This is a genomic window from Rhizobium sp. CFBP 13644 (assembly GCF_014842165.1).
In the GTDB taxonomy this organism is placed as follows: Bacteria; Pseudomonadota; Alphaproteobacteria; order Rhizobiales; family Rhizobiaceae; genus Agrobacterium; species Agrobacterium tumefaciens_C.
In genome coordinates this window covers 203,953-229,985 of the sequence record NZ_JACYVF010000001.1, presented here as the reverse complement: position 1 = coordinate 229,985, position 26,033 = coordinate 203,953, and the positions used below count along the sequence as shown (strand labels likewise).

30 protein-coding genes are annotated in these 26,033 nt (G+C 58.9%); 21 read left to right on the top strand and 9 right to left on the bottom strand.

The features are described 5' to 3' along the window. Positions 1 to 108: 108 nt before the first annotated feature. Positions 109 to 585 (top strand): YcgN family cysteine cluster protein, encoded by a 477-nt coding sequence (locus IFT53_RS01105; protein ID WP_042618457.1) that lies wholly within the window; start codon positions 109 to 111, stop codon positions 583 to 585. A gap of 109 nt (positions 586 to 694) precedes the next feature. Next, positions 695 to 1,528: a class D beta-lactamase gene (locus IFT53_RS01100; protein WP_192063650.1), complete on the top strand. Its 834-nt coding sequence runs from the start codon at positions 695 to 697 to the stop codon at positions 1,526 to 1,528. A gap of 25 nt (positions 1,529 to 1,553) precedes the next feature. Here the strand turns inward: IFT53_RS01100 and IFT53_RS01095 are convergent, their stop codons facing one another. Continuing rightward, the gene (locus IFT53_RS01095) at positions 1,554 to 2,171 is read right to left on the bottom strand and encodes a DUF2799 domain-containing protein (protein WP_192063651.1); all 618 of its coding nucleotides are present in this window, start codon (positions 2,169 to 2,171) and stop codon (positions 1,554 to 1,556) included. Positions 2,172 to 2,409: 238 nt separating this feature from the next. Between IFT53_RS01095 and IFT53_RS01090 the strand changes: the two genes are divergently transcribed. From IFT53_RS01090 to IFT53_RS01080, 3 genes are read left to right on the top strand one after another with little or no spacing between them, the layout of a single operon-like run. After that, entirely contained in the window at positions 2,410 to 4,911 is a 2,502-nt protein-coding gene (locus IFT53_RS01090) for a heavy metal translocating P-type ATPase (RefSeq protein ID WP_192063652.1), read from the top strand. Further along, positions 4,908 to 5,318, top strand: coding sequence for a Cu(I)-responsive transcriptional regulator (gene cueR / locus IFT53_RS01085; RefSeq protein ID WP_192063653.1), 411 nt, complete (start codon positions 4,908 to 4,910; stop codon positions 5,316 to 5,318). Before IFT53_RS01090 ends, cueR begins: the two co-directional genes overlap by 4 nt. A 25-nt stretch (positions 5,319 to 5,343) precedes the next feature. Continuing rightward, positions 5,344 to 5,544: a heavy-metal-associated domain-containing protein gene (locus IFT53_RS01080; RefSeq protein WP_192063654.1), complete on the top strand. Its 201-nt coding sequence runs from the start codon at positions 5,344 to 5,346 to the stop codon at positions 5,542 to 5,544. Positions 5,545 to 5,610: 66 nt separating this feature from the next. Here the strand turns inward: IFT53_RS01080 and IFT53_RS01075 are convergent, their stop codons facing one another. The 3 genes from IFT53_RS01075 to IFT53_RS01065 form a co-directional block, all read right to left on the bottom strand. Beyond that, the gene (locus tag IFT53_RS01075) at positions 5,611 to 5,859 is read right to left on the bottom strand and encodes a hypothetical protein (RefSeq protein WP_192063655.1); all 249 of its coding nucleotides are present in this window, start codon (positions 5,857 to 5,859) and stop codon (positions 5,611 to 5,613) included. Between the two features lie 22 nt (positions 5,860 to 5,881). Then, on the bottom strand, positions 5,882 to 6,055 hold the full coding sequence (locus tag IFT53_RS01070; protein WP_192063656.1) for a hypothetical protein: 174 nt from the start codon (positions 6,053 to 6,055) through the stop codon (positions 5,882 to 5,884). A 62-nt stretch (positions 6,056 to 6,117) separates the two neighbouring features. Continuing rightward, positions 6,118 to 7,833, bottom strand: coding sequence for a GH32 C-terminal domain-containing protein (locus IFT53_RS01065; RefSeq protein WP_192063657.1), 1,716 nt, complete (start codon positions 7,831 to 7,833; stop codon positions 6,118 to 6,120). A 186-nt stretch (positions 7,834 to 8,019) separates the two neighbouring features. Between IFT53_RS01065 and IFT53_RS01060 the strand changes: the two genes are divergently transcribed. Then, positions 8,020 to 8,592 (top strand): YcxB family protein, encoded by a 573-nt coding sequence (locus IFT53_RS01060; RefSeq protein WP_042618313.1) that lies wholly within the window; start codon positions 8,020 to 8,022, stop codon positions 8,590 to 8,592. Positions 8,593 to 8,792: 200 nt separating this feature from the next. Here IFT53_RS01060 and IFT53_RS01055 read toward each other — a convergent pair whose 3' ends face one another. Then, positions 8,793 to 10,571, bottom strand: coding sequence for a di-heme-cytochrome C peroxidase (locus IFT53_RS01055; RefSeq protein WP_197980102.1), 1,779 nt, complete (start codon positions 10,569 to 10,571; stop codon positions 8,793 to 8,795). Between the two features lie 206 nt (positions 10,572 to 10,777). On the opposite strand from IFT53_RS01055, the gene IFT53_RS01050 reads away from it, so the two are divergent. After that, the gene (locus IFT53_RS01050) at positions 10,778 to 12,238 is read left to right on the top strand and encodes a protein adenylyltransferase SelO family protein (RefSeq protein ID WP_192063874.1); all 1,461 of its coding nucleotides are present in this window, start codon (positions 10,778 to 10,780) and stop codon (positions 12,236 to 12,238) included. Positions 12,239 to 12,288: 50 nt separating this feature from the next. Here the strand turns inward: IFT53_RS01050 and IFT53_RS01045 are convergent, their stop codons facing one another. Continuing rightward, positions 12,289 to 13,389, bottom strand: a complete 1,101-nt coding sequence (locus IFT53_RS01045) for a saccharopine dehydrogenase family protein (protein WP_192063658.1) — start codon at positions 13,387 to 13,389, stop codon at positions 12,289 to 12,291. A gap of 121 nt (positions 13,390 to 13,510) precedes the next feature. Between IFT53_RS01045 and IFT53_RS01040 the strand changes: the two genes are divergently transcribed. Continuing rightward, positions 13,511 to 13,942, top strand: a complete 432-nt coding sequence (locus tag IFT53_RS01040; RefSeq protein WP_042618315.1) for an Lrp/AsnC family transcriptional regulator — start codon at positions 13,511 to 13,513, stop codon at positions 13,940 to 13,942. 6 nt (positions 13,943 to 13,948) lie between these two features. Here the strand turns inward: IFT53_RS01040 and IFT53_RS01035 are convergent, their stop codons facing one another. The 3 genes from IFT53_RS01035 to IFT53_RS01025 form a co-directional block, all read right to left on the bottom strand. Then, positions 13,949 to 14,263: a type II toxin-antitoxin system RelE/ParE family toxin gene (locus IFT53_RS01035; protein ID WP_192063659.1), complete on the bottom strand. Its 315-nt coding sequence runs from the start codon at positions 14,261 to 14,263 to the stop codon at positions 13,949 to 13,951. Beyond that, a complete protein-coding gene (locus tag IFT53_RS01030; protein ID WP_446737649.1) occupies positions 14,260 to 14,487 on the bottom strand; it encodes a CopG family ribbon-helix-helix protein in 228 nt (75 codons plus the stop codon). The genes IFT53_RS01035 and IFT53_RS01030 overlap by 4 nt, the downstream gene beginning before the upstream one ends. Positions 14,488 to 14,593: 106 nt before the next feature. Further along, a complete protein-coding gene (locus IFT53_RS01025) occupies positions 14,594 to 16,231 on the bottom strand; it encodes an alpha/beta hydrolase (RefSeq protein ID WP_446737640.1) in 1,638 nt (545 codons plus the stop codon). A gap of 246 nt (positions 16,232 to 16,477) precedes the next feature. On the opposite strand from IFT53_RS01025, the gene IFT53_RS01020 reads away from it, so the two are divergent. The 13 genes from IFT53_RS01020 (at position 16,478) to IFT53_RS00960 (ending at position 26,033) form a co-directional block, all read left to right on the top strand. Next, positions 16,478 to 17,011 (top strand): hypothetical protein, encoded by a 534-nt coding sequence (locus IFT53_RS01020; protein ID WP_192063661.1) that lies wholly within the window; start codon positions 16,478 to 16,480, stop codon positions 17,009 to 17,011. A 73-nt stretch (positions 17,012 to 17,084) separates the two neighbouring features. Continuing rightward, the gene (locus IFT53_RS01015) at positions 17,085 to 18,344 is read left to right on the top strand and encodes a DNA-packaging protein (RefSeq protein WP_192063876.1); all 1,260 of its coding nucleotides are present in this window, start codon (positions 17,085 to 17,087) and stop codon (positions 18,342 to 18,344) included. Positions 18,345 to 18,560: 216 nt separating this feature from the next. Then, positions 18,561 to 18,977 carry a hypothetical protein gene (locus IFT53_RS01010; protein ID WP_192063662.1) on the top strand — a complete coding sequence of 139 codons (417 nt, stop codon included), beginning with the start codon at positions 18,561 to 18,563 and terminating at the stop codon, positions 18,975 to 18,977. A 215-nt stretch (positions 18,978 to 19,192) separates the two neighbouring features. Beyond that, positions 19,193 to 19,600: a hypothetical protein gene (locus tag IFT53_RS01005; protein ID WP_192063663.1), complete on the top strand. Its 408-nt coding sequence runs from the start codon at positions 19,193 to 19,195 to the stop codon at positions 19,598 to 19,600. Between the two features lie 435 nt (positions 19,601 to 20,035). Further along, positions 20,036 to 20,674 carry a hypothetical protein gene (locus IFT53_RS01000; protein WP_192063664.1) on the top strand — a complete coding sequence of 213 codons (639 nt, stop codon included), beginning with the start codon at positions 20,036 to 20,038 and terminating at the stop codon, positions 20,672 to 20,674. Positions 20,675 to 20,714: 40 nt separating this feature from the next. Beyond that, positions 20,715 to 21,023: a Dabb family protein gene (locus IFT53_RS00995; protein ID WP_192063665.1), complete on the top strand. Its 309-nt coding sequence runs from the start codon at positions 20,715 to 20,717 to the stop codon at positions 21,021 to 21,023. 50 nt (positions 21,024 to 21,073) lie between these two features. After that, on the top strand, positions 21,074 to 22,237 hold the full coding sequence (locus tag IFT53_RS00990; RefSeq protein WP_192063666.1) for a phage portal protein: 1,164 nt from the start codon (positions 21,074 to 21,076) through the stop codon (positions 22,235 to 22,237). Between the two features lie 169 nt (positions 22,238 to 22,406). Continuing rightward, the gene (locus IFT53_RS00985; RefSeq protein WP_192063667.1) at positions 22,407 to 22,727 is read left to right on the top strand and encodes a DUF6107 family protein; all 321 of its coding nucleotides are present in this window, start codon (positions 22,407 to 22,409) and stop codon (positions 22,725 to 22,727) included. Between the two features lie 39 nt (positions 22,728 to 22,766). Continuing rightward, on the top strand, positions 22,767 to 23,339 hold the full coding sequence (locus tag IFT53_RS00980; RefSeq protein WP_192063668.1) for an HK97 family phage prohead protease: 573 nt from the start codon (positions 22,767 to 22,769) through the stop codon (positions 23,337 to 23,339). Positions 23,340 to 23,386: 47 nt separating this feature from the next. Continuing rightward, a complete protein-coding gene (locus IFT53_RS00975) occupies positions 23,387 to 24,646 on the top strand; it encodes a phage major capsid protein (RefSeq protein WP_192063669.1) in 1,260 nt (419 codons plus the stop codon). 80 nt (positions 24,647 to 24,726) lie between these two features. Continuing rightward, positions 24,727 to 25,296, top strand: coding sequence for a head-tail connector protein (locus IFT53_RS00970; RefSeq protein ID WP_192063670.1), 570 nt, complete (start codon positions 24,727 to 24,729; stop codon positions 25,294 to 25,296). Between the two features lie 3 nt (positions 25,297 to 25,299). Next, entirely contained in the window at positions 25,300 to 25,635 is a 336-nt protein-coding gene (locus IFT53_RS00965; RefSeq protein WP_192063671.1) for a phage head closure protein, read from the top strand. Beyond that, on the top strand, positions 25,632 to 26,033 hold the full coding sequence (locus IFT53_RS00960; RefSeq protein WP_192063672.1) for a DUF3168 domain-containing protein: 402 nt from the start codon (positions 25,632 to 25,634) through the stop codon (positions 26,031 to 26,033). Before IFT53_RS00965 ends, IFT53_RS00960 begins: the two co-directional genes overlap by 4 nt.

Here is a 26,033-nt window from a genome sequence, read left to right as displayed (position 1 = left end):
ACTACTCTGCCGGATTTAGCGATTATCTCATAATCCGGTAGATTGCGATATGGCAAACGGGGATCACGTTGCCGCCCGATGCTGCAAAATGGAACGGAAATGTTAACGATGAGTGACGCGCCCTTCTGGAAAACGAAATCACTGGCGCAAATGAGTAACACCGAGTGGGAAAGCCTGTGCGATGGCTGCGGGCTCTGTTGTCTAAATAAGCTGGAGGACTGGGACACCGGCGATGTGGTGTTCACATCCGTCTCCTGCCAGTTGCTGGATGGAGACAGTTGCGCCTGTTCAGATTACCCCAACCGGTTTGATACGGTGCCGGATTGCATCCAGCTCAACCTGAAGCTCGTCAACGAAATCGGCTGGCTGCCGCCTACCTGCGCCTATGCGCTGGTGCGCGATGGCGAAGATCTTTACTGGTGGCACCACCTTGTTTCCGGGGATCCGGAAACCGTGCATGTGGCTGGCATTTCCGCACGCGGCCGTACCATCAACGAAAAGCAGGTTGATGTGGACGATTTCGAGAATTACGTTGTAGACTGGCCGTTGACGGTGGGGGATGAGCCTGCGGCACAACGGAGATGAAGGGCAATTTGCCCCGTCCTATTGCTGCCCCAACTTGCACTTAAACCATGCCATCTTTTATCAACGACCCCTTATCGGCCTGCATGAGCACCGGTTACAAGGAAAATGAATGCTATCCCGCTGCGCCGTTCTAAAAGCCCTGTGCCTTTCCGCCGCTGGCCTTTCTGGCGCTGGCCTAGTGCCGGGCGGGGCCAATGCCTCGCAGCATGTTTACGAGTGCACTTTCGTGACCTCGGTGGAAACCGGTGCCGTCATGACGCAGCAGGGCACGTGTGACAAGCGCGTGCCGCCGGGCGCGACGTTCAACATTCCCTTAGCGCTGATCGGCTATGATTCCGGCGTCTTGCTGGATGAATTCAACCCGGTGTGGGACTGGCAAAAAGGCATGGATGCCGCCCCGGCAGAGCGCCGCAAGGTGGACCCCAGCGCCTGGCAGAAGAATGGCGTGAGCTGGTACGGCACCGAGATCGCCAGCCGCCTCGGCCCTGAAAAGTTTTTAAGCTATGTGAAGCGGCTGGGCTTTGGCACCACCAGCACGGCGGGCGCACCCGGCACCACGCCGAAGGGCATGGCCAGCTGGATGGGTGGCGCGCTGCAAATCTCGCCGGTCGAGCAGGTGGGCTTCCTGCGCCGTCTGATGGGCAACAATCTGCCCTTCGCTCGCGATGCTCAAAACAAGACCCGCGCCATCATGCCGGTGTTCGATGCTGCCGAAGCCTGGAGCGTGCACGGCACCTCAGGCATGGGAAACCTCAACGGCGATGATGGCAAGCCCGACCCGCAGCGCCCCTTCGGCTGGTTCGTGGGCTGGGCAGAACGCGAAGGCCAACACATCGTCTTCGCCCGCCTGCGCATCAACGACAAACCATCTGACACCCCCATGGGGCAGGTGGTGCGCGATGAATTCCTGCGGGATATCGCAAGGGTTTCCGTGCGCCGGTGAGGGTGCACGGCCCCGTAGTTTACAATTAATAACGCGCTGGTGCCATCGGTATGCCGGAGGTCTGGCGGAAGTAGCCTAGGTCGCGTTCGGCTTCGCTCAGATCATAGCCGAGGTCGTCGGCCTCGCGGCGGGCGCGGCTGCGGTCTCGTTCCGCATCATCGATGCGGTCGCGCAGGCTGCGGCGGTCCTTGTCCTCGGCCTTTTTCAGCTCTTCGGAGAGGCGGTTGGCTTCCGATTCCCGTGAAAGGACATCGGACCTCAAAGAATCGATGCGGGAGCGCAGATCGTAGACCCGTTTGCCGAGGCTGTAGCCGCGCACAAATCCCGGTTCCATTTCCGGTGGGCAGACATTGTTGTAGGCACCGCCGGATTCTCCATGGGAAGCACCGCTCAGGGGCGTGCAGAAGCGTTTGATGCCGGTCTGATATCCCTGATACCATTGGGTCTGGTTCGGTGTTGCGCCACTTTTGGAGCAGGATTTGACATGGTCGGCAAAGCGGCTCTGTGGATTATAACCGGCTGCGCCATCCGTATCACCCACCACACCCCAGTCAGCCACGCGGCATTCTTCCTTGGACATGGTGCCGCATGAGGCAAGCGTCGTGATGACTGCTGCTAGGCCGATGAATGGCAAGAAACGCATAGATACCCCCGATGAAAAACCCCGTATTTTTAAAGCATATGTTAGGGAGATATTCCAGATGTACTGGAAGAGTTTTAAATTGATGAGCCGGTATCGGGCTTAGCGCCATCATAAAGCATGAGTAATAAAGGATATACTTAAAAGGTGCGCGCCGGGGCAGGCCGTGGCTAAAAGCTGAATAGCTCTTGACCTTCCCATGATGGGAAGCATTACATGGGTCTGTGAAAGGGGAAATCCCATGAACGAGACCGTCAAGATCAACACCGATACTGGCACCCATTCTGGCACATATGCAGAGCCGCTTTCCATCGCTGTCGAAGGCATGACCTGCGCGTCCTGTGTGCGGCGTGTGGAACTGGCCGCCGCCAAAGTGCCGGGAGTGGCGGCAAGTTCTGTCAATTTCGCAACGAAGCGGCTGACGGTGGAACCGGCGGATGGATTTTCGGCTATAAAGCTCGCCGTTGCCGTCAGGAAGATCGGCTATGAGGTGGCACCCCGCACGATCACACTCACTGCACATGGCTTGAAGGCTGGCGATGCGGCGCGCTTGCAGGCCGTTCTGGAGGCCGTCGCCACCACTGTCAGCGTTGCCGTGAATGCCGAGACCGGTGCGGTCACCGTTGAAACCATGGGCGGTGACAGGCAGCGCGAGGTACTGGTAGAAACGGCACGGCTTGCCGGTTTTGCGCTGAAGGCTCCCGGTTTCGGTGCCGCTCAGACCTCCCAAGTCCAAGACCACGGGCAGGATGATGAGGCGTGGTTGAAGCGCGACGTGATCCTGTCCGCCATTCTCACCGCACCGCTCTTCGTGCTGGAAATGGGCGGGCATGTCTATGCGCCGATGCACCATTGGCTGATGGGCGTCATCGAGACGCAGACGCTCTATTATCTCTATTTCGCACTGACCACGGTCATCATTTTCGTCCCCGGCTGGCGCTTCCTGAAATCGGGTTTTCCGGCCCTTGCCCATGGCGCGCCAGAGATGAATTCGCTGGTGGCGCTGGGTGTGAGTGCGGCCTACCTCTATTCGCTGGTCACCACATTTGCGCCCGGCCTGCTGCCTGTTGATGCGCGGCATGTCTATTATGAAGCGGCTGCCGTCGTCGTGACGCTGATCCTCATCGGGCGGCTGCTGGAGGCCCGTGCCAGCGGCAAGACGGGTGGCGCCATCAGCAAGCTGACGGGCCTTCAGGCAAAGACAGCGCGGGTCGAGCGCGGCGGCGCAATGCTTGATCTTGCAACATATGAGGTCGTCGTCGGCGATATCGTCATCATCCGCCCCGGCGAGCGGTTGCCTGTCGATGGCGAGGTGGTGGAGGGCGCGTCCTTTGTCGATGAATCGATGATTTCAGGCGAGCCGGTGCCGGTGGAAAAGACCGTCGGCCATGCCGTGACGGGCGGCACGATCAACGGCAACGGCGCGTTGAAATTCCGGGCCACCAAGGTGGGCGCGGATATGATGCTGGCGCAGATCATTCGCCTTGTGGAACAGGCGCAGGGCGCGAAACTGCCCATCCAGCTCGCGGTGGATCGCGTCACCACGTTGTTCGTGCCCGGGGTGATGGCCATTGCCGTGCTGACCTTCATCATCTGGGCCATGTTCGGGCCGCAGCCTGCCTATACCTATGCCCTCATCAATGCAGTCGCCGTTCTCATCATTGCCTGCCCCTGCGCCATGGGGCTGGCCACGCCAACATCCATCATGGTCGGCACGGGCAGGGCCGCGCAACTGGGTGTGCTGTTTCGCAAGGGCGAGGCGCTGCAAGCCCTTCGTTCGGTCAAAATTGTGGTGGTCGACAAAACCGGCACGCTGACCAAGGGTAAGCCTGAACTGACCGATCTGGAACCGGTGGAAGGCTTCGAGCCTGCGCAGATTCTGAGGCTGGTGGCTGCGGTTGAAAGCCGTTCCGAACATCCTATTGCAGAGGCTATCGTGCGGGCGGCGGCCGCTTTGCCTGACAACCCAGCTGCGATGACCGACTTCGAAAACCTCCCCGGCTACGGCATCTCCGCCACCGTTGATGGTTCAAGGGTCCATGTCGGGGCAGACAGGTTCATGGTAAAGCTCGGCCTTTCCGTTGAGGCATTCGCAAATACAGCCGCGCGGCTGGGTGACGAGGGCAAGACACCGATCTATGCCGCTATCGATGGGAAGCTTGCAGCCGTTCTGGCTGTGGCCGATCCGCTGAAACCTTCGAGCGTTACTGCCATCAAGGCACTGAAATCCATGGGGATTGAGGTCGCCATGGTGACGGGTGATAATGAACGCACGGCCAAAGCCATCGGCAGACAGGTGGGCATCGATCACGTGATTGCGCAGGTGCTGCCTGAGGGAAAGGTGAAGGCCATCAAGGACCTGCGAAAGGGCCGAGGCACGCTGGCCTTCGTGGGAGATGGCATCAATGATGCCCCGGCATTGGCTGAGGCCGATATCGGCATGGCCATCGGCACGGGCACGGATATTGCCATTGAAAGTGCTGACGTGGTGTTGGTGGGCGGTGACCTCATGGGTGCGGTGCACGCCATAGAGATGAGCCGCGCCACCATGCGCAACATCGCCCAAAACCTGTTCTGGGCCTTCGGTTATAATGTGGCGCTGATACCAGTGGCGGCGGGTGCGCTTTATCCGGTCTTCGGCATCATGCTGTCGCCCATGATCGGGGCAGGCGCCATGGCGCTGTCTTCGGTGTTTGTCGTCGGGAATGCCTTGCGGCTGAAAACGGTGAGAGTATCGTCATGAATATTGGTCAGGCTTCGGAAGCATCAGGCGTTTCGGCCAAGATGATCCGCTATTACGAGCAGATCGGCCTCATCACGCCACCGGCCAGAACCGGAAATAATTACCGCACCTATGGCGCAGAGGAGGTGCATACGCTGCGCTTCATCAAGCGGTCGCGCACGCTGGGGTTTTCGCTGGAAGAGACGCAGACATTGCTGGCGCTGTGGCAGGACAAGACCCGCGAAAGCAGCGCCGTGAAAGACATATCCACCGCCCATATCGCGGATCTTGAGCGCAAGATCACTGAGATGAAAAGCATGGTGAAAACACTCTCTCACCTTGCCCATTGCTGCGGCGGCGACCACCGGCCTGATTGCCCTATTCTGGATGATCTGGCGGGCATCGATGGGGCCGATACGAAACCCTGAAATATCTGAAAGAAAGGACAATCCAATGACCACGACGACATTTACGGTGCCTGACATGACCTGCGGCCATTGCGAAAAAACGATACGCGGTGCGGTATCCGAGGCACTTCCCGGCGCTGATATCACCATCGACCTTGCGGCGCACAGCGTGACCATTAACGGAGATGCAGCAAAGGCGGAAGAGGCCATGCGCGAGGCGGGATACAGCCCGGAACGTGCAAGCTGAACACGTAAAAAGGCCGGGTTGTCTCAATGACAGACCCGGCCTTTTGATGAGTTGAAATGCGTCAGATCAAACGTCGTCGAACGCGCCACCTTCGCGGGAAGGGTTGCGGTCAATCACGCGCTCTTCCGCATCGTCGGGAAGCGCTTCGTCGCTTTCCTGATAAGGGTCGTCTTCGCTCTCAGCTTCCTCTTCCATCAGTTCATGCTCGAACTGCTGGGGGATTTCGCCCTTCGCGGGAGGGTCATCAATATCGAGTTCGACCAGGTCCTGGTCGAAAGCATCTTCACCTGTCGAAATCTTGTCACGCGGATCCATGATGTGTTTCCTGCCTGTTTTGTTATGATGATTGGGTGGTCATGATGGCGATCATCGAGAGGTAGATGACGAAGGCCATGATGCAGAAGCCAGCGAGCGCGAGGATGATCCCGCGACCGGCCTTCTTCTTCGTGCCCTTGTCTTCTCCCGCTTCGGTGGAGGCCAGCATAGGGTCTCTCTCTTCAATTTTGGACATAGGGCTCTCCTGATATATTGCTTATCAAGAGAACGGACCAAAGGTGCGAAGGTTCCTGAGGGCTACTGTTTCAGCATCCATGTCGTCGCGTGGGAAACCGCGCCTTGAGCGGCGTTCAGGCGGGCAGAGCGCACCGGCTCGAAGCTGTCTATGCGCTTGGTGCCGACGAAGCGGCCATGATCGGCAAAGACTTCGATGGAGCCATAATCCACGAAAATGCGCAGACGGAACGGGCGTGCGCCTTCCGATATATAGCGCGGCGTCGGCCCTTCGCGGTCATCCTCATAGCGTATCCATAGGCCTGTCTCATCGCAGACAACACCCAGCTTGACGGTTGGATGGTCCAGTTCCAGATCGAAGGGCAGGCCCGGCTTTTCCAGCTCGAACAGAATTTCGAAAGCACCATTCGGGAACTCGACTTGGTCGCCAGCGGCAAGCCGCGTGCGGTCCAGAATGCGATGGCGCAGGCTTTCCGCAGCGCCGATGGGCGGTGTCAGAAGCGCGCCGTTGGAGAAGACCATGCGGCGCGGCAAGGTCATGGCGGTCGGGAAATCGATCTCCGGCGTCGCATCCGCCCAGTTTGCCAGCCAGCCGATGCCGACAATGGCATCGCCATCCAGAAACGCCTGGAAGGCATAATTGTCAGTGCCGAAATCCAGCTCCTGGCCGAATTCCTTGACGAAACTCTTGCCATCGAACCAGCCGACATCGGCCATGGTGAGGTTTTTGCGGCCGGTGGCTGCGTCTTCCGAATGCATCAGGCCATAGACCAGCACCCAGCGGGTGGAGCGGGAATTAGCCGGGCCATCCAGCGGCAGCAGGCAGGGGCATTCCACAGCCGTCGTCTTGTAGCGCGTTTCCACCCAAAGCTTGCCGACATAGGACCAGCCGGATGCCGCCGTGGGGTCTTGCGTTTCATAAAGAAGAATAACGCCGCCGCCATCGCTCTGGCTGCCCAGCAGCATTTTCCATAGGCCATCCGGTCCCCGGAAAACGTAAGGATCGCGGAAGTCAGGTGTCAGCCCCTGCCCATCCGGGCGGTTGCCGAGGATGACCTCGGCCTGTCCGGCCATGATGAGATCGGACGAGGTGGCGGTCAGCTGGATCTGCTGTTCGGGAACGCGGTCCTGCACCTGCTCGGTAAAGAACACCCTGATACCTGTGCCTTCCACCAGCGGAATGGTGGAGCCGGAATAAGCGCCGCCGCGCTTGTCTGGCCGCGTCATGAGTTCTTCGGACGGAAATAGGAAGATCGGCAGGTGTCGCCAACGCAGATAATCCGACGATACTGCATGGCCCCAGTGCATGGTGTTCCAGCGAAGCCCGTGGGAATAATGCTGGTAAAAGAGGTGAGGGCGGCCCTCGAAACGGCCAAAGCCGTTGGGGTCGTTCATCCAGCCGAAGGGCGGGCGGAAGTGGTAACTATCCGGCAGTTCTGGTGCTGCATTATCTGGCTTGGTGTGGACCACGGTGATGCCCGTTTCCAGCACATCGGACGCGATGAACCAGTAGATGACAGACACGGCGGTGGTGACCGTATCGTAGCTCATCTCGATGCGCCCGCCGCCAAACACCTGATAGATGCGGAAATTATACTCATCCACATTGGTGGATGAGACCTCTCCGAACTTGCCATTATGGTTGGAGAATGACACCGCCCCCGGCTCATCGGCCTTCTTCGCCTTCAGCCAGACATGGATAGTGGCGTTGACCGGCAGATCGGTTTGTATGGTGCGCACAGCGCTCTCGACCTCAACGGGCAATGCGATGTCATTCATTCCACTATCCTTTCATCTCTGTGGGTGCACAGCATAGGAACGAAAGTGGCAGGTTAAAGTTCAGCTGTTTTATCGTTCGTCGATGAGCAAAGAAGCACCGATTCATCCTTCAGCCATTCACAAAGACAACTCGTTTTGGTCTAACAGATGCCGCAGCGGTGGCCGGGAAAAGAGTGAGGGCAGGTGATGCGGGAGATCAGGTACGTATTCGAGAAGCGGGATTTCGTTGCTCTGACCCGTGCCTTGGTGCGCCCGTCTTTATTGACCACTGTGTTCAGGCTATTTTTTGCGGTGATCATTGCTGCGAACCCCCTCATCGTTATGGTGTTGAGAGGCGCTGAAAATGTGTCGCCTGAATATTTAGAGATCTATACACGATATCTGCCACTCTGGTTTCTGCCACTCTTTTTCGCTCTTTTTGGCACGCAAGTCGCAGGTTTGGCGGCGGCTTATGTCTTCAAGAGGAACGCGTCTGCAAACAAGGAAATTGTTGTGGAGTTGCAGGAGAATTTCATTCTCGCGCGCTCCGAAGACATCAGGAGCGAAGTATCCTGGAAGTCGGTCGTCAAGGTCATCGAGACCGACAGGCATTTATTGCTTGCGTTGTCCAAGCGTGAGGCGCTGACACTGCCTAAGCGCGCCGTTGCGTCGGAGGACGAGATTGCCGACGTCATGCACTTCGTTTCTTCCCATGTCAGCCCGCAGACGCCAATCGTCAAATACAGGGGCTTGCGGACAATCGATATGAGATCAGTCTAACCACTCTCGCAGTTGGTGCGGCGCATCCCATCATCCCTAAGCATCTCAGGGCCGATGGCGATGTTTTCACAATGGCGCAGGTCTGGTGCATTCCCGCTCACTAAAGAAACGCTCTCAGGTGAAATGCAGTCCTCAGATGTGCACACGGCCCCTGCTGGCCCGGCGAACCGGGCAGCAGGGGCCGTGTCGGTCCGCCGCGCTTAAAGGGTCTTCAAATATTCCAGAAGGGCATGCTTTTCCGCATCTGGTAGCGTGGTGCCGAATTCGTGGCCGCAGCGGCTGTTGCCGGAATTGCGGTTGTCACAGCCTGTGGTCACGGTGGTGGAGGTGAGCCCGCTTTGGGCCGCCGCCAGACCAACCTTTTCAATGTCGTAGTCACGGCCAACATTGAACTGTGCAGGACGCTCTGCGGCTGGTTTGAGCAGGTCTGCCAGCGTGGGAACGGAGCCGTTGTGCAGGTAAGGCGCGGTTGCCCAGATGCCCTGCAGGACGCGCGATTCATATTTGAAATCGGTCGATCCATTCGGCGCGGTCTTCTTCATGACCGTGCGGCCTTCGCCACGCGTTCTGGGGAAGGCTTCCTTCAGCTCCTGAATGCGCCCCGGCAGGCTCAGTTCGGGGATGCTGGAGCTCTTGGCTACGGCAGACGGAGCGGATGCCAGAAGCGACACAACATTCATGCGACCATCCAAAAGCATGCTGCCATAGTGCTGCAGAATGCTGCCGGACACGGCAACGGTCAGGATATCGATCGACGGTTCGGTCTTGCCGAGCTTGTCGTTTGCGAATGGAATGCGGGCACCCTGCATGACGCCGGTCGCGGCTGTCCAGCTCATGATGTCATATTCACGGCTGTCAGTGCCGACATCCAGAATGGGTGTGGCCCATGTCTGGTTGAACAGGCGTGGTTTGCCCGGTTTGATGCCGTGACAATCTGCACAGCCATTGTTGCCGGAACTGTTGAAGATGGCGGCACCCTGTGCGGCCAGCGTCTGATCAACCGGGAAGGGGTATTTTGGCGGGCCCATCTTCTGGATCAGCCCTTCAAGTGTGGAAAGCCCACTGAAATTGGTGGAGTTGCCGGTCAGGTAATCATAACCGAGCAGGGACCATTTTTCCTTTTTCGGTGCGAATTCTCCGAACACGCCGTAGACTTCGCCCACATTGCGGGCAAGGCCCAGAAGGTCACTGCCATTGGCCGCAAAACCCGGCCACTGGGTATAATCCTGAATGGAAGCATTCCACAGGAAGGGGTAGCGCACCGGCGCATCTGCCGGCTTGATGTTGGCGACCATCAGATTGGAAGGCGGCGGGCCGATATCCAACCCCGTCAGCCGGTTAAAGATCATGCCGACCGCATCCAGACGACCGACGCCCCAGCTTTCGTGCGGAACGCCGTTGGCCACGATGGCATTGAAACGCTGCGTCCACAGCTGAAACTCCGTTTCCAGCCATGCGCGGCTGTTGAGGTCCTGATACTCCGTTCCCAGCACTTCGCGGGCAAAGGCCTCGTAAGCCGTCTTGTCATTGACGAGGGCCTGCGTGGCGTTATTGACGTCCACCAGAAGGCCGTGGAAATCCACCAAGGCCGGTCCACCATCAATGCGGTATCGCGTGCCGGAGACAGCGATTTCGCGCGTATGACAGGCCGAACAGGTCATGCCGACCGTCTGCTGCGCGTCATCACCCGTAACCGGAAAGCCTACGGGAAGGCCCATGGACGGGCCTTCCATGGGCAGGTATCCATAGCGGGCGAGACCATCGGCAAGAAAGCTCGTTCCATCCGGATGCTTGAGCGCCTGCAGCCACGACAGCGCGATAAATCGCGAGCCCTGATCCTGCGTGTAGTACAGGTTTCGCGTGGTGGCGTTCCAGTTGTTGCCCTGATCGGTATAGACGATTTGCTGCGCCGTAACCGGCGCGGTGAGACAGAGCGAAAAAACGCCAGCCATCAATGTTGGTGAAAAACGGAATGTCATATGCAAATACCCCACTCAAGCCCCAATGGAAAAACCCCATCACAGAGTGCTAGCGCAGGTTGTGTTATTCAATTATAAATATTCATATGTGATCTTTTGCACGTATGACGGTACTTGCTAAAGAGCTTATGGAGCTTTCCTGTTGCAGACACTCGAATTTGCGCATCGCTGATCCCATATAGGGGCAAACAGGGAGAAAACCCGTGATCCAGTTCGACAATTCCTATGCGCGCCTTCCAGAGCGGTTTACCGCCGCTGCCTTGCCCACGCCGGTTGCAGCACCCTTGCTGCTTGCATTCAACCACCCCTTGGCATCGGAGCTTGGGCTTGAGGTTGAAGGCGTTGATGACGCGCGGCTGGCGGCGATTTTTTCCGGCAATGCCGTGCCGCAAGGGGCAGAGCCACTGGCTATGGCCTATGCGGGCCACCAGTTCGGCAATTTTGTGCCGCAGCTTGGTGACGGGCGAGCGATTTTGCTGGGCGAAGTTATTGATATCAATGGCAAACGCCGGGATATTCAGCTGAAGGGTGCCGGGCCAACGAAGTTTTCACGGCGCGGCGATGGGCGTGCGGCGCTTGGGCCGGTGCTGCGGGAATATATCGTGTCTGAAGCCATGCACGCGCTCGGCATTCCGGCCACGCGCGCGCTTGCGGCGGTGGCGACGGGTGAGCGGGTGCAGCGGGAAACCGGTCTGCCGGGTGGCGTGGTCACGCGCGTGGCGGCAAGCCACATTCGCGTCGGCACGTTTCAGTTCTTTGCTGCGCGGGAAGACAATGAGGCCATCAAGGTGCTGGCCGATTACGTGATCGACCGGCATTACCCGCATCTTAAGGGGGCGGAGAGGCCCTATTATGCGATGCTTCACGCCATTGCCGAGCGTCAGCGTGCGCTGGTGTGCCGATGGTTGATGGTGGGGTTCATCCATGGCGTGATGAATACCGACAATGTGGCGATCTCAGGCGAGACGATCGATTTCGGGCCTTGCGCCTTCATGGATGAATATAATCCTAACAAGGTCTTTTCGTCCATCGATGCAAACGGGCGCTACGCCTATAACAGCCAGCCCGGCATTGCCCAGTGGAACATGGCGCGGCTGGCGGAATGCCTGTTGCCACTGCTGGATGAAGATGCCGAAAAGGCTGTGGAGCTGGCCAATGGCGTGCTGGCGGAGTTTGCGACGGATTTCCCGAAACGCTGGCTTTCCGGCATGCGGGAAAAGCTTGGACTTTCGACCGCAGATGACGCCGACGAACAACTGGTGCAGGATCTGCTGGCGCTGATGCAGCGCAACGAGGTGGATTTCACGCTCACATTCCGGCGTCTATGCGATGCGGCGGATGGCAGCCCGGAGGCGTTTCGCAGCATGTTTACTGATCTGGCCGGCGCCGACGAATGGCTGGCGCGCTGGCGGCAGCGGGCATGGCGTGAAAGCGCAACCGAGAGCGACCGCGCAAAGGCCATGCGGGCGGTCAACCCGGCGCGCATTCCTCGCAACCACCGCATCGAGGAACTGATTGCAGCGGCTGTGGAAGATGGTGATCTTGAGCCATTCCAAGCCATGCTCAAGTCAATCCAGCGGCCCTATGAGGATTTGCCGGAGTTTGCGGTTTATGCTCAGGCGCCGATGGGGCATGAGCGGGTGTTCAGGACGTTTTGCGGAACGTGATAGTTGGGTACGGTGGGTGGGGTAAGCCCCACCCACCGTACCAGATGAAACTACCCCACCTTCGCCAGACCCTCACGGGTCGCATAATACTGCCCGAAGCGGTTGGCGAGGAAATCGGGCAGGCCGATATCTTCCTGTTTTACAAAGCCTTTTTGCGGTAGCTTGCCTTGGCTCAACAAGTCCAAAACAGTGGTGATGCCTGCGGCGGTGGTGATCTGGATCGCGCTCATCATGCGGCCGGAAACGGGGCCGGAATAGACCTTGTGGGCATAGGTTTCCTGCATGAAGCGGCCGCCTTTGGTGCCGCAAACGGTGACGAAGACGATGACGACATCCTGCATGGTGGCGGGCAGGGCGTTTTCGAACAGGTCTTTCAGAACATCGCGTCGGTTGCGCAGGTTGAGGTCGTTCAGCAGCGCCTTCATGATGGAGACGTGGCCGGGATAGCGGATGGTGCGGTAATTCATAGTACGCACCTTGCCTTCCAGCGTGGAGGCCAGAGTGCCGAGGCCACCTGACGTGTTGAAGGCCTCATAGGTCATGCCATCAAGCGAGAATTCCTCGCGCTCCTCAAGGGCCGGAACAGCGGTGAGGCGTCCCTCGACAATGGCTTCGCAGGGTTCGATATATTCGTTGATGAGCCCGTCCGTGCTCCAGGTGAGGTTATAATTCAAGGCGTTGGACGGATATTGAGGAAGCGCGCCGACGCGCATGCGCACGCTATCCAGCTTGTCGAAACGGGCGGCGAGATCTGCGGCGACGATGGAGATGAAGCCGGGTGCAAGGCCGCATTGCGGGATGAGCGCGCATTCGGATGTTTCGGCGAGTTTCTTGACTTTGCGTGTGGATTCAACGTCTTCGGTCAGGTCAAGATAATGGGTGCCTACGGCAACGGCTGCCTCTGCGATTCCTGCGGTGAGGTGGAAGGGCGCGGCGGAAAGAACCGCGAACTTGTCCTTCAACAGCGCCTGAAGGCCGAGGCGATCGGTAATATCGACCACTTCGGTATCAACACGCTCATGGGCGGGAACATTGGCAAGCTGATCGACCGAGCGGTCTGCGACCGTGACCCGGTAATCGCCCGTGACGGCCAGCATCCACGCGATGGCAGAGCCGATATTGCCTGCGCCGATAATGACGATGTGTTTCATGATGTCCCCTCAGACTGAAATATTGAGGTAACAGGATGCCGCTTTTTGTGAAGGATTCGTAGCTTCACTTTGTACGAAACTCCTGCCATATTTGGGCATATCGCCAAAAGGAATATGCACAATGCCGATAACTGACAAGGACCGGGCGCTGCTGTCCCTACTATCGGACAATGCGCGGATGCCGGTGGCGGAACTGGCGCGCAAGCTGGGTCTTTCCCGCACCACGGTGCAGGCGCGCATAGAGCGGCTGGAAGCCGACGGCGTGATTGCGGGCTACGGCATCAAACTATCCGAAAGCTACCTTTCCGGGCTGGTGCGGGCGCATGTGCTGATTACCATCGCACCCAAGGCGCTCGCAGGCGTGACGGCGGCACTGGCGGCCATCAAGGAGGTGACGACGCTGCATTCGGTGAGCGGCACCTTTGACCTCATCGCCATCCTCGCCGCCCCCTCCATCGCCGATCTCGACCGGCTTCTGGACCATATCGGCGCGCTGGATGGCGTGGAGAGGACGCTGTCTTCGGTGATCCTCTCGACGCGCATTTCGCGGTGAGATGCACTATTCTTCGTAATCGAAATCGTCATCTATCGTAAGGGACGGCGGTTTCTGCTGACCATGCCGCACAGTGAGAATCACGATCTCATTGCGGCGAACTTCGTAGTCCACCAGATAGACGCCCATGACGAAACGGCGGATGCCAGCAATGGGAAGATCTTCGGCCTCGTGGCCGATATGAGGGTATTGAAGCAGGTTGTTTCGTAAACGGGCAAGGTCATCCCGGAAGTGGAGCGCTGCCTGTGGGCTGCGTTTTCGAAGATAGGCAGCTTCCGATTTGATGTAGTCCCTCGCTAATGGAGAAACGACCAGTTTCACGCGGCAGCGCCTTTCACGATGTGATCGACCTCGTCAATCAGATCATCGAGATCAACAGCTTCGCCTCTATCGACCTGCTGGCGAGCCTGCGCGAGGGTGAGGATATCCCGGCCTTCGGCAGCAAGATAAGACTTCAAGGCCCGGACGAAAACCCAGCTACGCGTTCTATCACAGGCGGCGGCGATCTCTTCGATCTCCGCCAGTACGTCTTTTGGGAGACGCATGGTGATCGGGTTGGATAGATTTCTCTGATCTTCCATCGAAATTTCCTCGATTTGTAATACAAAGATAGGGCGGTTTTCCACTTTCGTCAAAGGATTTGTCGCCACCTCATGCCGGGTCCGTGCTGCCGCGTCTGGCCTTGAAGAACATCTTCAGGCGTTGGGTGGTTTCGGGTGTCCAGCCCTGGGGTTGGGTGACTTCCAGCCAGGCGTCGATGTAGTGTTCCGGGGCGTAGACGTGGCCGTAGCCGATGGGGGCGGTGGTGGCGGCGGCGACGTCGAGGAGGAGTTGCAGGCCGGTCACGACGGGGAACCAGCGGAAGGATGATGAGATATCACGCCCGCGCGGTTGGGCCATCCATTGCGGGCGGCGGTAGAAGGCAGAGGTTTCGAAGAAGGTGATGGGGTCGCTGGCATATTGCAGATAAACGATGCGCATCGGGCCCCATTGCGCATCCGGCATGTGGGCGCTGCTATATTGATCTGCGAAACGGATGACCGAGGAATCGCGGAATTTTGGTAGCCAATAGGGTGTGCCAGCGACGCGGCCTGATGTCGCCATGCGCCATGTGGGGCTGGAAAAGGGCGGACCGCTCCACAAGGCACCCTGGAAGGGATCTGCCAGAACATCGTACAAATCCGAGGATTTCTGGCTGTTGAGAGCGCCTAGGCTGAGGCCGTGCAGATAGAGCTTCGGGCGCGTTTCCTTGGGCAGTGTCGTCCAGTAGCCATAGATGGCCTCGAACGAGGCGCGGGCGGTTTCCACGCCGTAATCCGGCTCTGTGAGAAGGGCGATCCAGCTGGAAAGATAGGAATATTGGACGGCGACGGTGGCAACATTGCCATTGTGCAAATATTCAAGCGTATCAATGGCTTCCGGGTCGATCCAGCCGGTGCCGGTGGGGGCTACGATAACGAGCGTTTCCCGCGCAAAACCGCCGGTTCGCTTCAATTCCTCGAGCGCCAGGGCGGCGCGCTCTGCAGGGGTGGCACCCGCATTCAGCCCGGCATAGACGCGGATCGGTTCCATGGCCGGGCGGCCGGTGAAGGCGGAGATGTCAGTGCTTTGCGGGCCGGTGGCCACGAATCCCCGACCGCGACGGCCAAGCGATTCCCATGTCATGAGGGAGGCTTCGCTGCCGGTTTTCAAGGAATTTGACGGGCGCGGCACATCCGGCTCGATGAGGCTATCCACCTGCTTGAGCGAGCTATCTGCAAACCGCAGGCCGATATCGACAATGAGCCCGTTGAGGAGAAAGAAGGCGATGACGGCGGCGGCGGCGATGCCCACGACATTGGCAAGGCGGTGCGGCAGAAACCGGCGGCTGCGCTGGGAAAACATGCGCCTGATGATTTGAAACAGGCGACCAAAACCGAGCAGAACGGCGGCGATGATGACCGCTATGGCACCCGTTCTGAAGCGGTGGGCGCTATCCAATGGCTCCAGCTCCATCAACACGCGGATGGAATTTTGCCATGTCGCGGACTGCCAGAGGAAGCCAACGGCTGCAACGATAGCGGCCAACGATACGACGAAAAGCACGCCGCGCTTATTGTGCCGCGAGGGCTGCGGCAGGCCGAGATAGATGGCGACATCTTTGAGCAGGATGCCGATGAGATAACCGATGCCAAAGGAAAAACCGCTGAGGACGCCCTGCATGACATAGGTGCGCGGAAGCAGCGATGGCGTGAGCGACACGCACAGTAACACGGTGCCGAAAACGATGCCCGTGCTCGAAAGGGGCATGGCCAGATGCCTGATCCATCTCAAAATTCTGCGTCCTTCCAAATTGTTGAGCTGATTGTAATATGGCCCCGCAGTGGGTGGAAGAATTAAATTTGAAAATAATAGGAAAATAATCCTTGACGGCGTGACGGTCGTTTGATAGGTTTATGGCACAGTCGGAAAAGTGCGGATGAGCCACGGTGTTGGCTTCTGCGCTATTCTATTTCGGCTTTGTGTCGTTCCTTTCACAGACGACAAGGGCAACCCATGACAATGACAGATGATTGCGACCTCTCGCTTTACGGCGAGTGGCCGATGACGTGTGTTTATGGTGCTGACGCCGTGGCACTTGAGACGAAATCCGTTGTTATCGATCAGGCAGCTTCCACGACAGACGGCACCATTGACGGGCCGGATGAGGTGTGGCGGCTGCTGAACGAGATGACGCAGGAGATGCGTGAGCAGTTTCGGTTTTTTCGCGAGTTGCGCGAAGGGGCGGGGGCGGCGCTGGAAGGTGTGGCCGACGATGCGGCGGGCAAGCTGGCCCGGGCCGATGTTAAGGCCGCGACCGATGCGATCTCGCTCATCGTTCGTACGCTGGAAAAGATAGACACGCTGCAACGGCAACTGGCCCGCGACCGGGAAACGGTGGCTGAGAGCGAAGCGGACAATCAGGATTATGAGGAGGCCGTGGCCTTCTTCCAGAGGCGGATCGATGAGCTCGTCGAGCAAAAAATGCGGGCAAGGCTTGTCGCTGCCGGTCTTTCGCCGGACGAAAAGCCGGATGAAGGCGGAAAATGACGCGGCTCGGTCCAACTGTATCGCCCTTGTTGAGGGGGATGGGACAGGCCGCCACGAGGGCATGCGAAACCGGATGGAAATGCTTCTGGCACTCAGACATCAAAAGCAGCACGTCACGCGCTTCAACCGCGACTGGCGGTTTGTGGGCAATGATGCGCAGCAGCCACCGCCGGGCGACTGGCGCAACTGGCTGCTGATTGGCGGGCGTGGTTCCGGCAAGACGCGGGCCGGGGCCGAATGGGTGCATCGGATTGCGTCCAGCGGAGATCGTTCCGACCTGCGTATTGCGCTGGTGGCGGAAACGCTGGGGGACGCCCGCGAGGTGATGATCGACGGCATTTCCGGCATATGCCGGATTGCCAGGCGGAAACGACCGGATTTCGAGGCAACGCGCCGCAGGCTGGTTTGGCCGAACGGGGCGATGGCGCAGATCTTTTCCTCCGAAGACCCGGAAAGCCTGCGTGGACCGCAGTTTCACTTTGCCTGGGCCGATGAGCTGGCGAAGTGGCGATACGCGCAGGAAACCTGGGACATGCTGCAATTTGGCCTGCGCCTTGGCGAATACCCGCAGCAACTGATTACGACGACGCCAAGGCCGATACCGCTTTTGAAGACGCTGATGGCGGACCCGGCAAGCCGTGTTGTGCGAATGCGCACCCACGACAATGCCGACAACCTGTCTCCCGGCTTCATCGAGGCCATGATGAAACGCTATGGCGGCACGCGGCTTGGCCGGCAGGAGCTGGATGGCGAGCTGATTGCGCAGCGCGATGATGCGCTGTGGAAGCGGGCCGATATCGAGGCGATTTTCGATGAAAAGCCTGACGCTCTCATGCGCATTGTGGTGGCGGTGGACCCGCCAGCGGGAAGCGGAGAAGGGTCTTGCTGCGGCATTGTGGTGGCGGGCATGGGCATTGACGGGCGGCTGTGGGTGCTGGCGGATTGTTCCGTTGAGGGCGCGACGCCTGCTGGTTGGGCCAAGGCCGTGGTGGCGGCCCACCACCGCCATGAGGCCGACCGCGTGGTGGCAGAGGTGAACCAGGGCGGCGAGATGGTGAGCGCCATGCTGAAAAGCATCGACACGAACCTGCCCATCACCATGGTGCGGGCAAGCCGGGGCAAGTTTACCCGGGCAGAGCCGATTGCGGCACTTTACGAGCAGGGGCGAGTGCGCCATGCGGGGCGGTTTGAAAAGCTGGAGGACCAGATGACGGATTTCGGGCCGGGCGGATTATCTTCCGGCCGCTCTCCAGACCGGCTGGATGCACTGGTCTGGGCGCTGACGGCGCTGGCGATGGAAACCATGGCCGAGCCGAGGGTGCGGGGAATGTAAGGGGCATTCCTGTGGTGAAAATGATTGAAATCAGATGCTTAGGTGCTCTAGTTGAAGATAGACATTCTGCTGCATGGCACTATTTCGATTGAAATTGCGGTTCTGTGAACCTTAGCACTAAGACCCATGCTGCGCTTACGAATTCTGCAAGACATCAGCAGGCGCCTTTAACACATACGAGCGGAACGAAACCTATCATGGCCCTTGGAAGTAACAATGATTGAGCAGGTGATTATCGAGCGATTGCCAATGGTTGCATTCTGCTCGTCCGTATTGATGTCGTTCCTTTTGTTTCTTCACGCTGATTTCAATACTAAAAGACGACGTCGCTGGATGGTTTTTCTGAGCGCATGGCTTGTCAGTTATATCGTCGTTGTGGTGACCATATCTATCGTCGATTTCTATATTTCCTGGCGAGTGAACACTTTCGATCTGGATGGAAACCAAATGTTTTCGGCCAGAGAGATGCAAGGCGATTTTGCATATTGGTCGAACGCCGAAGTGGTCGATACAGCGCGGACTTTTGTTCTATTTACCGGCTTTATTCCTGCTGGGCTTGCTGTGTGTATCGCGTATTTTCTCACGCTTTTTCGTCGTGGCGCATGGATTTTGATAGGTCTTGCCCGCCGATAGTTTTGGGTAAAAAGTCCCGCTGTGGTGGGAAATTACATCGAGGGCGTTCTATTATTATGGGCGGCGTTAGCGCGCGATTCCAAGTTTACCTCTTTGGCTCCTGCTGTGGAAATAATTCGAGAAGCTGATGACATCCGGGTGAATTGCGCTTTTCCAAGCGAGGGCAAACGGATACATCCTTTGCTTGTATATTCGTGCCGACGATGGAAGATTAAATGCCTTATGAGCTGCTGATCATCACGAGAGTTGTTTCCTATAGCTGGTTCATACCTCCATTTCTGCTTTTTTGGCGCGCTGACAACACATCGCGCACCCGCCGAAAATGGACGTCCTTTTTATGGATATGGCTTGTCAGCTACGTCTACATCGTGACGTCGGTATTGCTGATTGACGAGTATGTTTCTTGGCGTCTCAACACCTTCGATCTGGATGGCAGTCAGAGCTTCACTGATGAAGAGCTTATGGGAGAAGCTGGAAAATGGTATGATGCCATGGTCAGGGACACTGCCCGCACGGTTATACCGATTACGGGGGTCATATTTGCGACGATTGCCATTATCGGTGGGTATGTGATGACGCTGATCCGTCGCGGTCTCGGTAGGCTGATCCGCGCAGAACGATAGTCTGACGGTTAGTTATCCCTGAACATTGTGGAGACTTCGGTCGATCTGGAGCCACGACGGCCTAAACTGCCTATTTTGGGCATGTTTCAAAGAGGGGCACGCTGCGCCCCTCTGCCAACTCACTTCTTTGGTGCCTGCGAAGGTTTGGTCTGCGCGGAGACTTCGCGCATCTGACGCCATTCGTTTTCAAGACGGTCGTAGGTGGTCTGGGAGATCGTCGATGTCATGGCATTTCTCCTCGCGGGTTTGGCGCGTTTATCGCGCGGTCTGAAACAGAGTAGGCGGCCAGTTGTTCCCCAATTCAAGGTAAATTTTTCCCTTAAATCGGTTCGTAAAAAATAAAATCGATTAGCAGATTTTTAAATCGATTTAGGGTGTGTGAATTAATCTATTAAAACCTGTGGTTTAAATTGTAGCAATGTTAGAAAGGTGATTATGGTGTTTGATAGACAGCGTTTTTTCGCAGCGATTCGCAATGCGCCATTCTCGGGAAAGTTGAGTGGGGGGCAGGTGCAGGGCACTGAGCTGGTGCTGGACCAATTCGAGAGAATTGCACCTGATGGCGATGCGCGGCACCTGGCCTATATGCTAGCGACGGCGTTTCATGAAACGGCGGCGACCATGCAGCCGGTGCGCGAGACATTGGCCGCAAGCGACGATGCGGCGATCATCATTCTCGACCGGGCCTATGCGGCAGGGCGGCTGGGGCAGGTGAGTTCGCCCTATTGGCGGCGCGATGCCGACGGCAAGAGCTGGCTGGGGCGTGGGCTGGTGCAACTGACGCACAAGCGAAATTACGAGGCGATGTCGGCTGTGACGGGGATTGACCTTGTTGCGCGACCGGAGCGGGCGATGGAGCCTGAGGTTTCCGCCACGATACTGGTGGAGGGGATGTTGCAGGGCAGTTTTACCGGCAGGCGGCTTTCGCGATATTTCAATGCTCAAAGCGAGGACTGGCTGGGCGCAAGAGCCATTATCAACGGGCGCGACCGTGCGGAATTGATTGCCGGATATGGGCGGAGCTTCAATGCTGCCCTGACAGTCAGCCGGATTGAACCTACCGCGGTGGGGTGATAGCGATTTCTACCCACAGATTTGCGTCATAGGTGCCTTCATGATCCGCCACATTGTTTTCTTCACCGTGCCCGAAGCCAACCGCGATGCGGTGCGCAAGGGGCTTTCCGGCCTGACTGCGATTTCCCATGCGCAAAAGCTGGAGATTGGCGAGAATGTGAAGAAGGACCAGTGGGGAAATCAGGTCGATTTCATCGTCTATGGCGAGTTTGAAGATGAGGCAGCACTTGCGGCCTACAAGGCCGACCCGGCCTATCAGCTTTCCACCGAGACGGTGAAGCCGCTGCGCGACACGCGGGTGGCGGCTGATTTCGACAGCGACCGGGCGGTGAAGACGCCGATTGGCTAAGGGGTAAGCCACCGGGCTTGCGCCAAATTTTTCCATAAAGGACATGATCCATGCGATTTTTTGGTCATCTGCCGTGGCGGCGCCCGGCGGAGCGCGTAGTTGTGCGCGAAGAAAAGGCGGCGGGCGGTTTTCTGGTGCTATCAGGCGAAACGGGGCGGGCGCATTGGTCCGGGCGGGGTTATCAGGCGCTGTCTCGTGAGGGGTTCATGCGCAACCCGGTGGCGCACCGCGCCGCCCGCATGGTGGCCGAGGCCGCGGCTTCCGTGAGCTGGCTGCTCTATGAGGGCGACCGGGAAATTGGCGAGCATGCGCTGCTGCGCCTTTTGGCACGACCCAACGGGCAGATGAGCGGGCCGGATTTTTTCGAGGCGTTGTACGGCCATCTGCTGCTATCCGGCAATGCCTATATCGAACCTGTGATGGTGGGCGAGCGGCTGCGGGAGCTGCATTTGCTGCGCCCTGATCGCGTCAGCATCATCGAAGGGGGCGACGGCTGGCCTGCGGCCTTCGACTACCGTGCCGAGGGGCGGGCTGTGAGGCGGATTGCTGCCGACCGGGATGGGCTGGGCTTGCTGCACCTGAGGCTGTTCAATCCGCTGGACGACCATTGCGGATTTTCACCGCTGGCGGCGGCGGGTGCAGCGCTGGATCTGCACAATGCAGCGAGCGTGTGGAACAAGCGGCTACTTGACAATTCCGCCCGTCCATCCGGCGCGCTGGTCTACCAGCCGAAAGAGGGCGGCAACCTGACCTCCGACCAGTATGAGCGGCTGAAACGGGAGCTGGAAGAGGGCTATGCCGGGGCGGTGAATGCTGGGCGCCCGCTGTTGCTGGAAGGCGGGCTGGACTGGAAAAGCATGGGGCTTTCACCCCGCGACATGGATTTCATGGAGGCCAAAAACGGTGCGGCGCGTGACATCGCGCTTTCGCTGGGCGTGCCGCCGATGCTGCTGGGTATTCCCGGCGACAATACCTATGCCAATTACCAGGAGGCGAACCGGGCCTTCTACCGGCTGACGGTGCTGCCGCTGATCAACCGAACGGCGGCGGGGCTTTCCGGCTGGCTGGCACCGCTGTTTGAAGGCGCGGTGCGGCTGGAGCCGGATCTCGACCGGATTGCAGGGCTTTCCATCGAGCGCGATGCGCTGTGGACGCGGGTGGGGGCGGCGGCGTTTTTGAGCGATGACGAGAAGCGCGAGGCGGTGGGGTATTGAGGCCGTAGAGCCTGACGCATTCCTCAACCAGTTTCTTAAAGCCTGGAATCTCTTTGTGAGGCTATGCTGCCAAGTGATTCCGAAGATTCAACAAATCACGACACACGAAAAGCAGGTGCTGGGCAACCTGTGCACACCTTCCCCTTACTCTAACCCGGAATGGTTTCTCATGTCTGAATTTGCCAATGAGAGCAGCATCTGGGCTGCTCGTTTTACCGGGGCCGTGGCGGGTGCCGGGGTTTCGCTGATCTATCTGTTGCCGCAGACGCACCACGAGGCGGCGAGCCGGTTTTTGACCGGACTGGCCTGCGGCATGATTTTCGGTGGGCCGGTGGGGCTGTGGATGGTGCAGCGGCTCGATATTGCCGATGGGCTGTCGAGCCAGGAAATCATGCTGACCGGATCTGCCGCAGCAAGCCTGTGCGCCTGGTGGGGGCTGGGCGTAATGGTGCGCGTGGCCGAGCGTTACGCCGCCCGACCCAAGCCCTGACCCGACTTTAAACTTATCTCAAAATCGCAGGAGATTTTCATGCACGCTTATCGCGGGCCACGGCCCGCTACGCGCAAATTTGCCAATCTGGAGCTGCGCGGCATTGCCTTTGACGGCACGTTTTCCGGCTATGCCAGTGTGTTTGGCGAGGTGGATCTGGGCCGCGACGTGATCGAGCAGGGGGCTTTCCGGCGGTCCATCGAGGAGCGTGGCGCGGGCGGCATTCGCATGCTCTACCAGCACGACCCCAACCAGCCGATCGGTGCGTGGCACACCATTCGTGAAGACGAGCGCGGCTTGTTCGTCGAGGGTGTGCTGGCGCCTGATGTGGCCAGAGCCAAAGAGGTTCACTCGCTGATGAAAACAGGCGCGCTGGACGGGCTTTCCATCGGCTTCCAGACGGTGCGGGCGGGCAAGGCCGCACGAGGTGGCATTCGCCGCATTCTGGAAGCCGATCTCTGGGAAATTTCCGTCGTGACCTTTCCCATGCTGCCATCCGCCCGGGTTTCCAACGTCAAGCAGGCGAGGTTCTTCCGCGACCGGGAAACCGAGCTTGTGCGCAGCATGCGCCGTGCCGCCAAGAGCCTCGCCGACAGCAGTTTCCGGCGGTGAGGCGCCACGCTCCATTCCCATCATCCATCACAACAGAGGAAGACCCCATGACAGAACAGACATCCTTGCAGGCCGTTGCTCCCCAGACCAAGGCCGTGCCGGAAACGATGACGGCGGCGTTCGATGATTTCATGGAAGCCTTCGAGGCGTTCCGCGAAACCAATGACCAGCGGCTGGGCGATATCGAGCGCAAGATGACGAGCGACGTGCTGACACGCGAAAAGCTTGACCGCATCGACAAGGCGCTTGATGACAACAAGCAGGCGATGGACGAGCTTTCGCTGAAGAAGGCGCGGCCTGCGCTGGGTGCACGCGGTGCTGCCTCTGCGCAGATGCAGGAGCATAAGAGCGCCTTCGAGGCCTATATTCGCCGGGGTGACGAGGGTGCATTGCGCGAGCTGGAGGCCAAGGCCTTTGCAGGCAGCGCCGGTGCCGATGGCGGATTTTTGCTGCCGACCGAAACCGACAGCGAGATTGGCAAGCGCATGGCGGTGGTTTCGCCGATGCGTGCGCTGGCCACGGTGCGGCAGGTTTCCGGTGCTGTTCTGAAAAAGCCCTTTGCGCTGGCAGGTCTTTCCACCGGCTGGGTGGCAGAGACGGCAGCGCGACCGCAGACCAACACGCCACAGCTTGCGGAAATGTCCTTCCCGACCATGGAGCTTTACGCCATGCCAGCGGCGACGCAGGGGCTGCTGGATGATTCCGCCGTGGATATCGAGGCGTGGATTGCCGCCGAAGTGGATGTGGCCTTTGCCGAGCAGGAAGGCACGGCCTTCATTTCAGGTGATGGTGTGAACAAGCCGAAGGGTCTTCTGGCCTATGAGACGGTTGCCAATGCCTCCTATGCCTGGGGCAAGGTCGGCTACCTTGCAACCGGTGCGGCGGGTGCTTTTGCCTCCACCGGGCCGCTGGATGTGCTGGTTGATACGGTCTATTCGCTGAAAGCGGGGCATCGCCAGAACGGCACCTTCCTGATGAACCGCAAGACTCAGTCTGCCTTGCGCCGCTTCAAGGATACGACCGGCAATTACCTGTGGCAGCCGCCAGCTTCTGCGGGGCAGCCCGCCGCGCTGATGGGCTTTCCGGTGGCGGAAGCCGAGGACATGCCGGATGTGGCGGCCAACAGCATGGCCATTGCCTTTGGTGACTTCCGTGCCGGATATCTTGTCGTGGACCGCACCGGCATTCGCATTCTGCGCGATCCCTATTCGGCCAAGCCTTACGTGCTGTTTTACACCACCAAGCGCGTAGGCGGCGGTGTGCAGAACTTTGAAGCCGTGAAGCTCATCAAGTTCGCCGCCAGCTAAGGCGGTCGTTTCATCATTCAAAAGCGCGTCGTGCCGGGTTGCCGGCATGACGGTGAATTTCCAAAACTCCCGAGGACACCATGACCTATGCACAGATTACCCCGCCGCAGGCGGAGGCGCTGACGCTTGCCGATGTGAAAGCGCATTTGCGGGCAGATGGCAGCGATGAGGATGCGTTGCTGACGAGCCTTATAAAGACGGCACGTGAACATCTGGAGCGCCAGACCGGGCTGTGCCTGATGCGCCAGACCCTTCGGCTTTATCTCGACGCGTGGCCGCGCGATGGGGTGATTCAGATTGCCAAGGGGCCGGTGCAAGCCATCGAAAAGATTCTGGTTTTCGATGATGCGGGCGACCCTTTTGACGCGACCGCCACAGACACGCTGCTGGATGGGCAGGCACGGCCAGCGCGGCTGTGGCTGCGCCAGCCGCCTGCACCCGGCCAGCCGCTGAACGGCATCGAAATCGATTTTACCGCAGGCTTTGGCGAGAGCGGCGCTGACGTGCCCGACACGCTGAAACGCGCCATGCTGGTGCATATCGCCCATATGTTTGCCTTTCGTGGTGTCGTTTCCGCAGCCGACCAGCCCGCCGGCGTGCCTGCCGGTTATGATCGGCTGGTGGCACCCTTTTGCAGGCTGGGGCTTTGAGCCATGAACCTGACTTTTCTCGATCCCGGCCAGATGACGGCGCGTCTGGACCTTGAGGTAAGCCAAGACGTGGCCGACGGGCAGGGCGGCGTGGTTGCCGGATGGGTGGTGGTGCGTTCCATATGGGCCGCCATCGAGCCGGTGTCTCAGGGTGCCTATGAGCGGGCCTCTGCCGATGGCGTGGCGGTGACGCACCGGATCTGGGCCATGTTTCGCGACGATGTTGCGGCGGGCATGCGGCTGCGAAAGGGGACGCGCATCTTTGCCGTGAAATCCGTTGTTGATGCCGATGAGACGCGCCGCTTCATCATCTGCCGCTGCGAGGAGGAAAGCCGATGAAAGCGGCGAACGTATTGCTGCAGGCCATTCACGCAAAGCTGAAAAGCGACGCGGCACTGACGGCGCTGGTGGGCAGCAACGGCATCGTCGACCGGCTGCTGCCGAGGCCGGTGTTTCCCTGCGTGGCCTTTGGCGAGATTGAAAGCCGCCCCTATGGCACGGCATCGGAAGGCGGTGAGGAGCACATTCTGACGCTTGAGGTGTGGAGCGACGATGGCGGGCGCAAGTTGGCGCAGGACATTGCCGTGCGCCTTCTGGCCGTTCTGGACGATGCGCCGCTGGTGCTGGGCGGCAATATTGCGCTGGTCAGCCTGTTTTTTCGCTCCAGCCGTTCCGTGCGGCAGACGAAATCCCGGCAGTTTTTGACGGAGATCCGGTTTCGGGCCGTGACGGAATAG

Coding starts and splice junctions, on each gene's coding strand:
- IFT53_RS00970 (WP_192063670.1), top strand. CDS start 24,727: ATGACCTATGCACAGATTACCCCGCCGCAGGCGGAGGCGCTGACGCTT.
- IFT53_RS01060 (WP_042618313.1), top strand. CDS start 8,020: ATGCGGGAGATCAGGTACGTATTCGAGAAGCGGGATTTCGTTGCTCTG.
- cueR (WP_192063653.1), top strand. CDS start 4,908: ATGAATATTGGTCAGGCTTCGGAAGCATCAGGCGTTTCGGCCAAGATG.
- IFT53_RS01025 (WP_446737640.1), bottom strand. CDS start 16,231: ATGCCCCTTTCGAGCACGGGCATCGTTTTCGGCACCGTGTTACTGTGC.
- IFT53_RS01045 (WP_192063658.1), bottom strand. CDS start 13,389: ATGAAACACATCGTCATTATCGGCGCAGGCAATATCGGCTCTGCCATC.
- IFT53_RS01075 (WP_192063655.1), bottom strand. CDS start 5,859: ATGGATCCGCGTGACAAGATTTCGACAGGTGAAGATGCTTTCGACCAG.
- IFT53_RS01020 (WP_192063661.1), top strand. CDS start 16,478: ATGACAATGACAGATGATTGCGACCTCTCGCTTTACGGCGAGTGGCCG.
- IFT53_RS01090 (WP_192063652.1), top strand. CDS start 2,410: ATGAACGAGACCGTCAAGATCAACACCGATACTGGCACCCATTCTGGC.
- IFT53_RS00975 (WP_192063669.1), top strand. CDS start 23,387: ATGACAGAACAGACATCCTTGCAGGCCGTTGCTCCCCAGACCAAGGCC.
- IFT53_RS00965 (WP_192063671.1), top strand. CDS start 25,300: ATGAACCTGACTTTTCTCGATCCCGGCCAGATGACGGCGCGTCTGGAC.
- IFT53_RS01100 (WP_192063650.1), top strand. CDS start 695: ATGCTATCCCGCTGCGCCGTTCTAAAAGCCCTGTGCCTTTCCGCCGCT.
- IFT53_RS01105 (WP_042618457.1), top strand. CDS start 109: ATGAGTGACGCGCCCTTCTGGAAAACGAAATCACTGGCGCAAATGAGT.
- IFT53_RS00980 (WP_192063668.1), top strand. CDS start 22,767: ATGCACGCTTATCGCGGGCCACGGCCCGCTACGCGCAAATTTGCCAAT.
- IFT53_RS01080 (WP_192063654.1), top strand. CDS start 5,344: ATGACCACGACGACATTTACGGTGCCTGACATGACCTGCGGCCATTGC.
- IFT53_RS01065 (WP_192063657.1), bottom strand. CDS start 7,833: ATGAATGACATCGCATTGCCCGTTGAGGTCGAGAGCGCTGTGCGCACC.
- IFT53_RS01030 (WP_446737649.1), bottom strand. CDS start 14,487: ATGCGTCTCCCAAAAGACGTACTGGCGGAGATCGAAGAGATCGCCGCC.
- IFT53_RS00995 (WP_192063665.1), top strand. CDS start 20,715: ATGATCCGCCACATTGTTTTCTTCACCGTGCCCGAAGCCAACCGCGAT.
- IFT53_RS00990 (WP_192063666.1), top strand. CDS start 21,074: ATGCGATTTTTTGGTCATCTGCCGTGGCGGCGCCCGGCGGAGCGCGTA.
- IFT53_RS01040 (WP_042618315.1), top strand. CDS start 13,511: ATGCCGATAACTGACAAGGACCGGGCGCTGCTGTCCCTACTATCGGAC.
- IFT53_RS01070 (WP_192063656.1), bottom strand. CDS start 6,055: ATGTCCAAAATTGAAGAGAGAGACCCTATGCTGGCCTCCACCGAAGCG.
- IFT53_RS01000 (WP_192063664.1), top strand. CDS start 20,036: ATGGTGTTTGATAGACAGCGTTTTTTCGCAGCGATTCGCAATGCGCCA.
- IFT53_RS01015 (WP_192063876.1), top strand. CDS start 17,085: ATGGAAATGCTTCTGGCACTCAGACATCAAAAGCAGCACGTCACGCGC.
- IFT53_RS00985 (WP_192063667.1), top strand. CDS start 22,407: ATGTCTGAATTTGCCAATGAGAGCAGCATCTGGGCTGCTCGTTTTACC.
- IFT53_RS01095 (WP_192063651.1), bottom strand. CDS start 2,171: ATGCGTTTCTTGCCATTCATCGGCCTAGCAGCAGTCATCACGACGCTT.
- IFT53_RS01005 (WP_192063663.1), top strand. CDS start 19,193: ATGCCTTATGAGCTGCTGATCATCACGAGAGTTGTTTCCTATAGCTGG.
- IFT53_RS00960 (WP_192063672.1), top strand. CDS start 25,632: ATGAAAGCGGCGAACGTATTGCTGCAGGCCATTCACGCAAAGCTGAAA.
- IFT53_RS01055 (WP_197980102.1), bottom strand. CDS start 10,571: ATGACATTCCGTTTTTCACCAACATTGATGGCTGGCGTTTTTTCGCTC.
- IFT53_RS01010 (WP_192063662.1), top strand. CDS start 18,561: ATGATTGAGCAGGTGATTATCGAGCGATTGCCAATGGTTGCATTCTGC.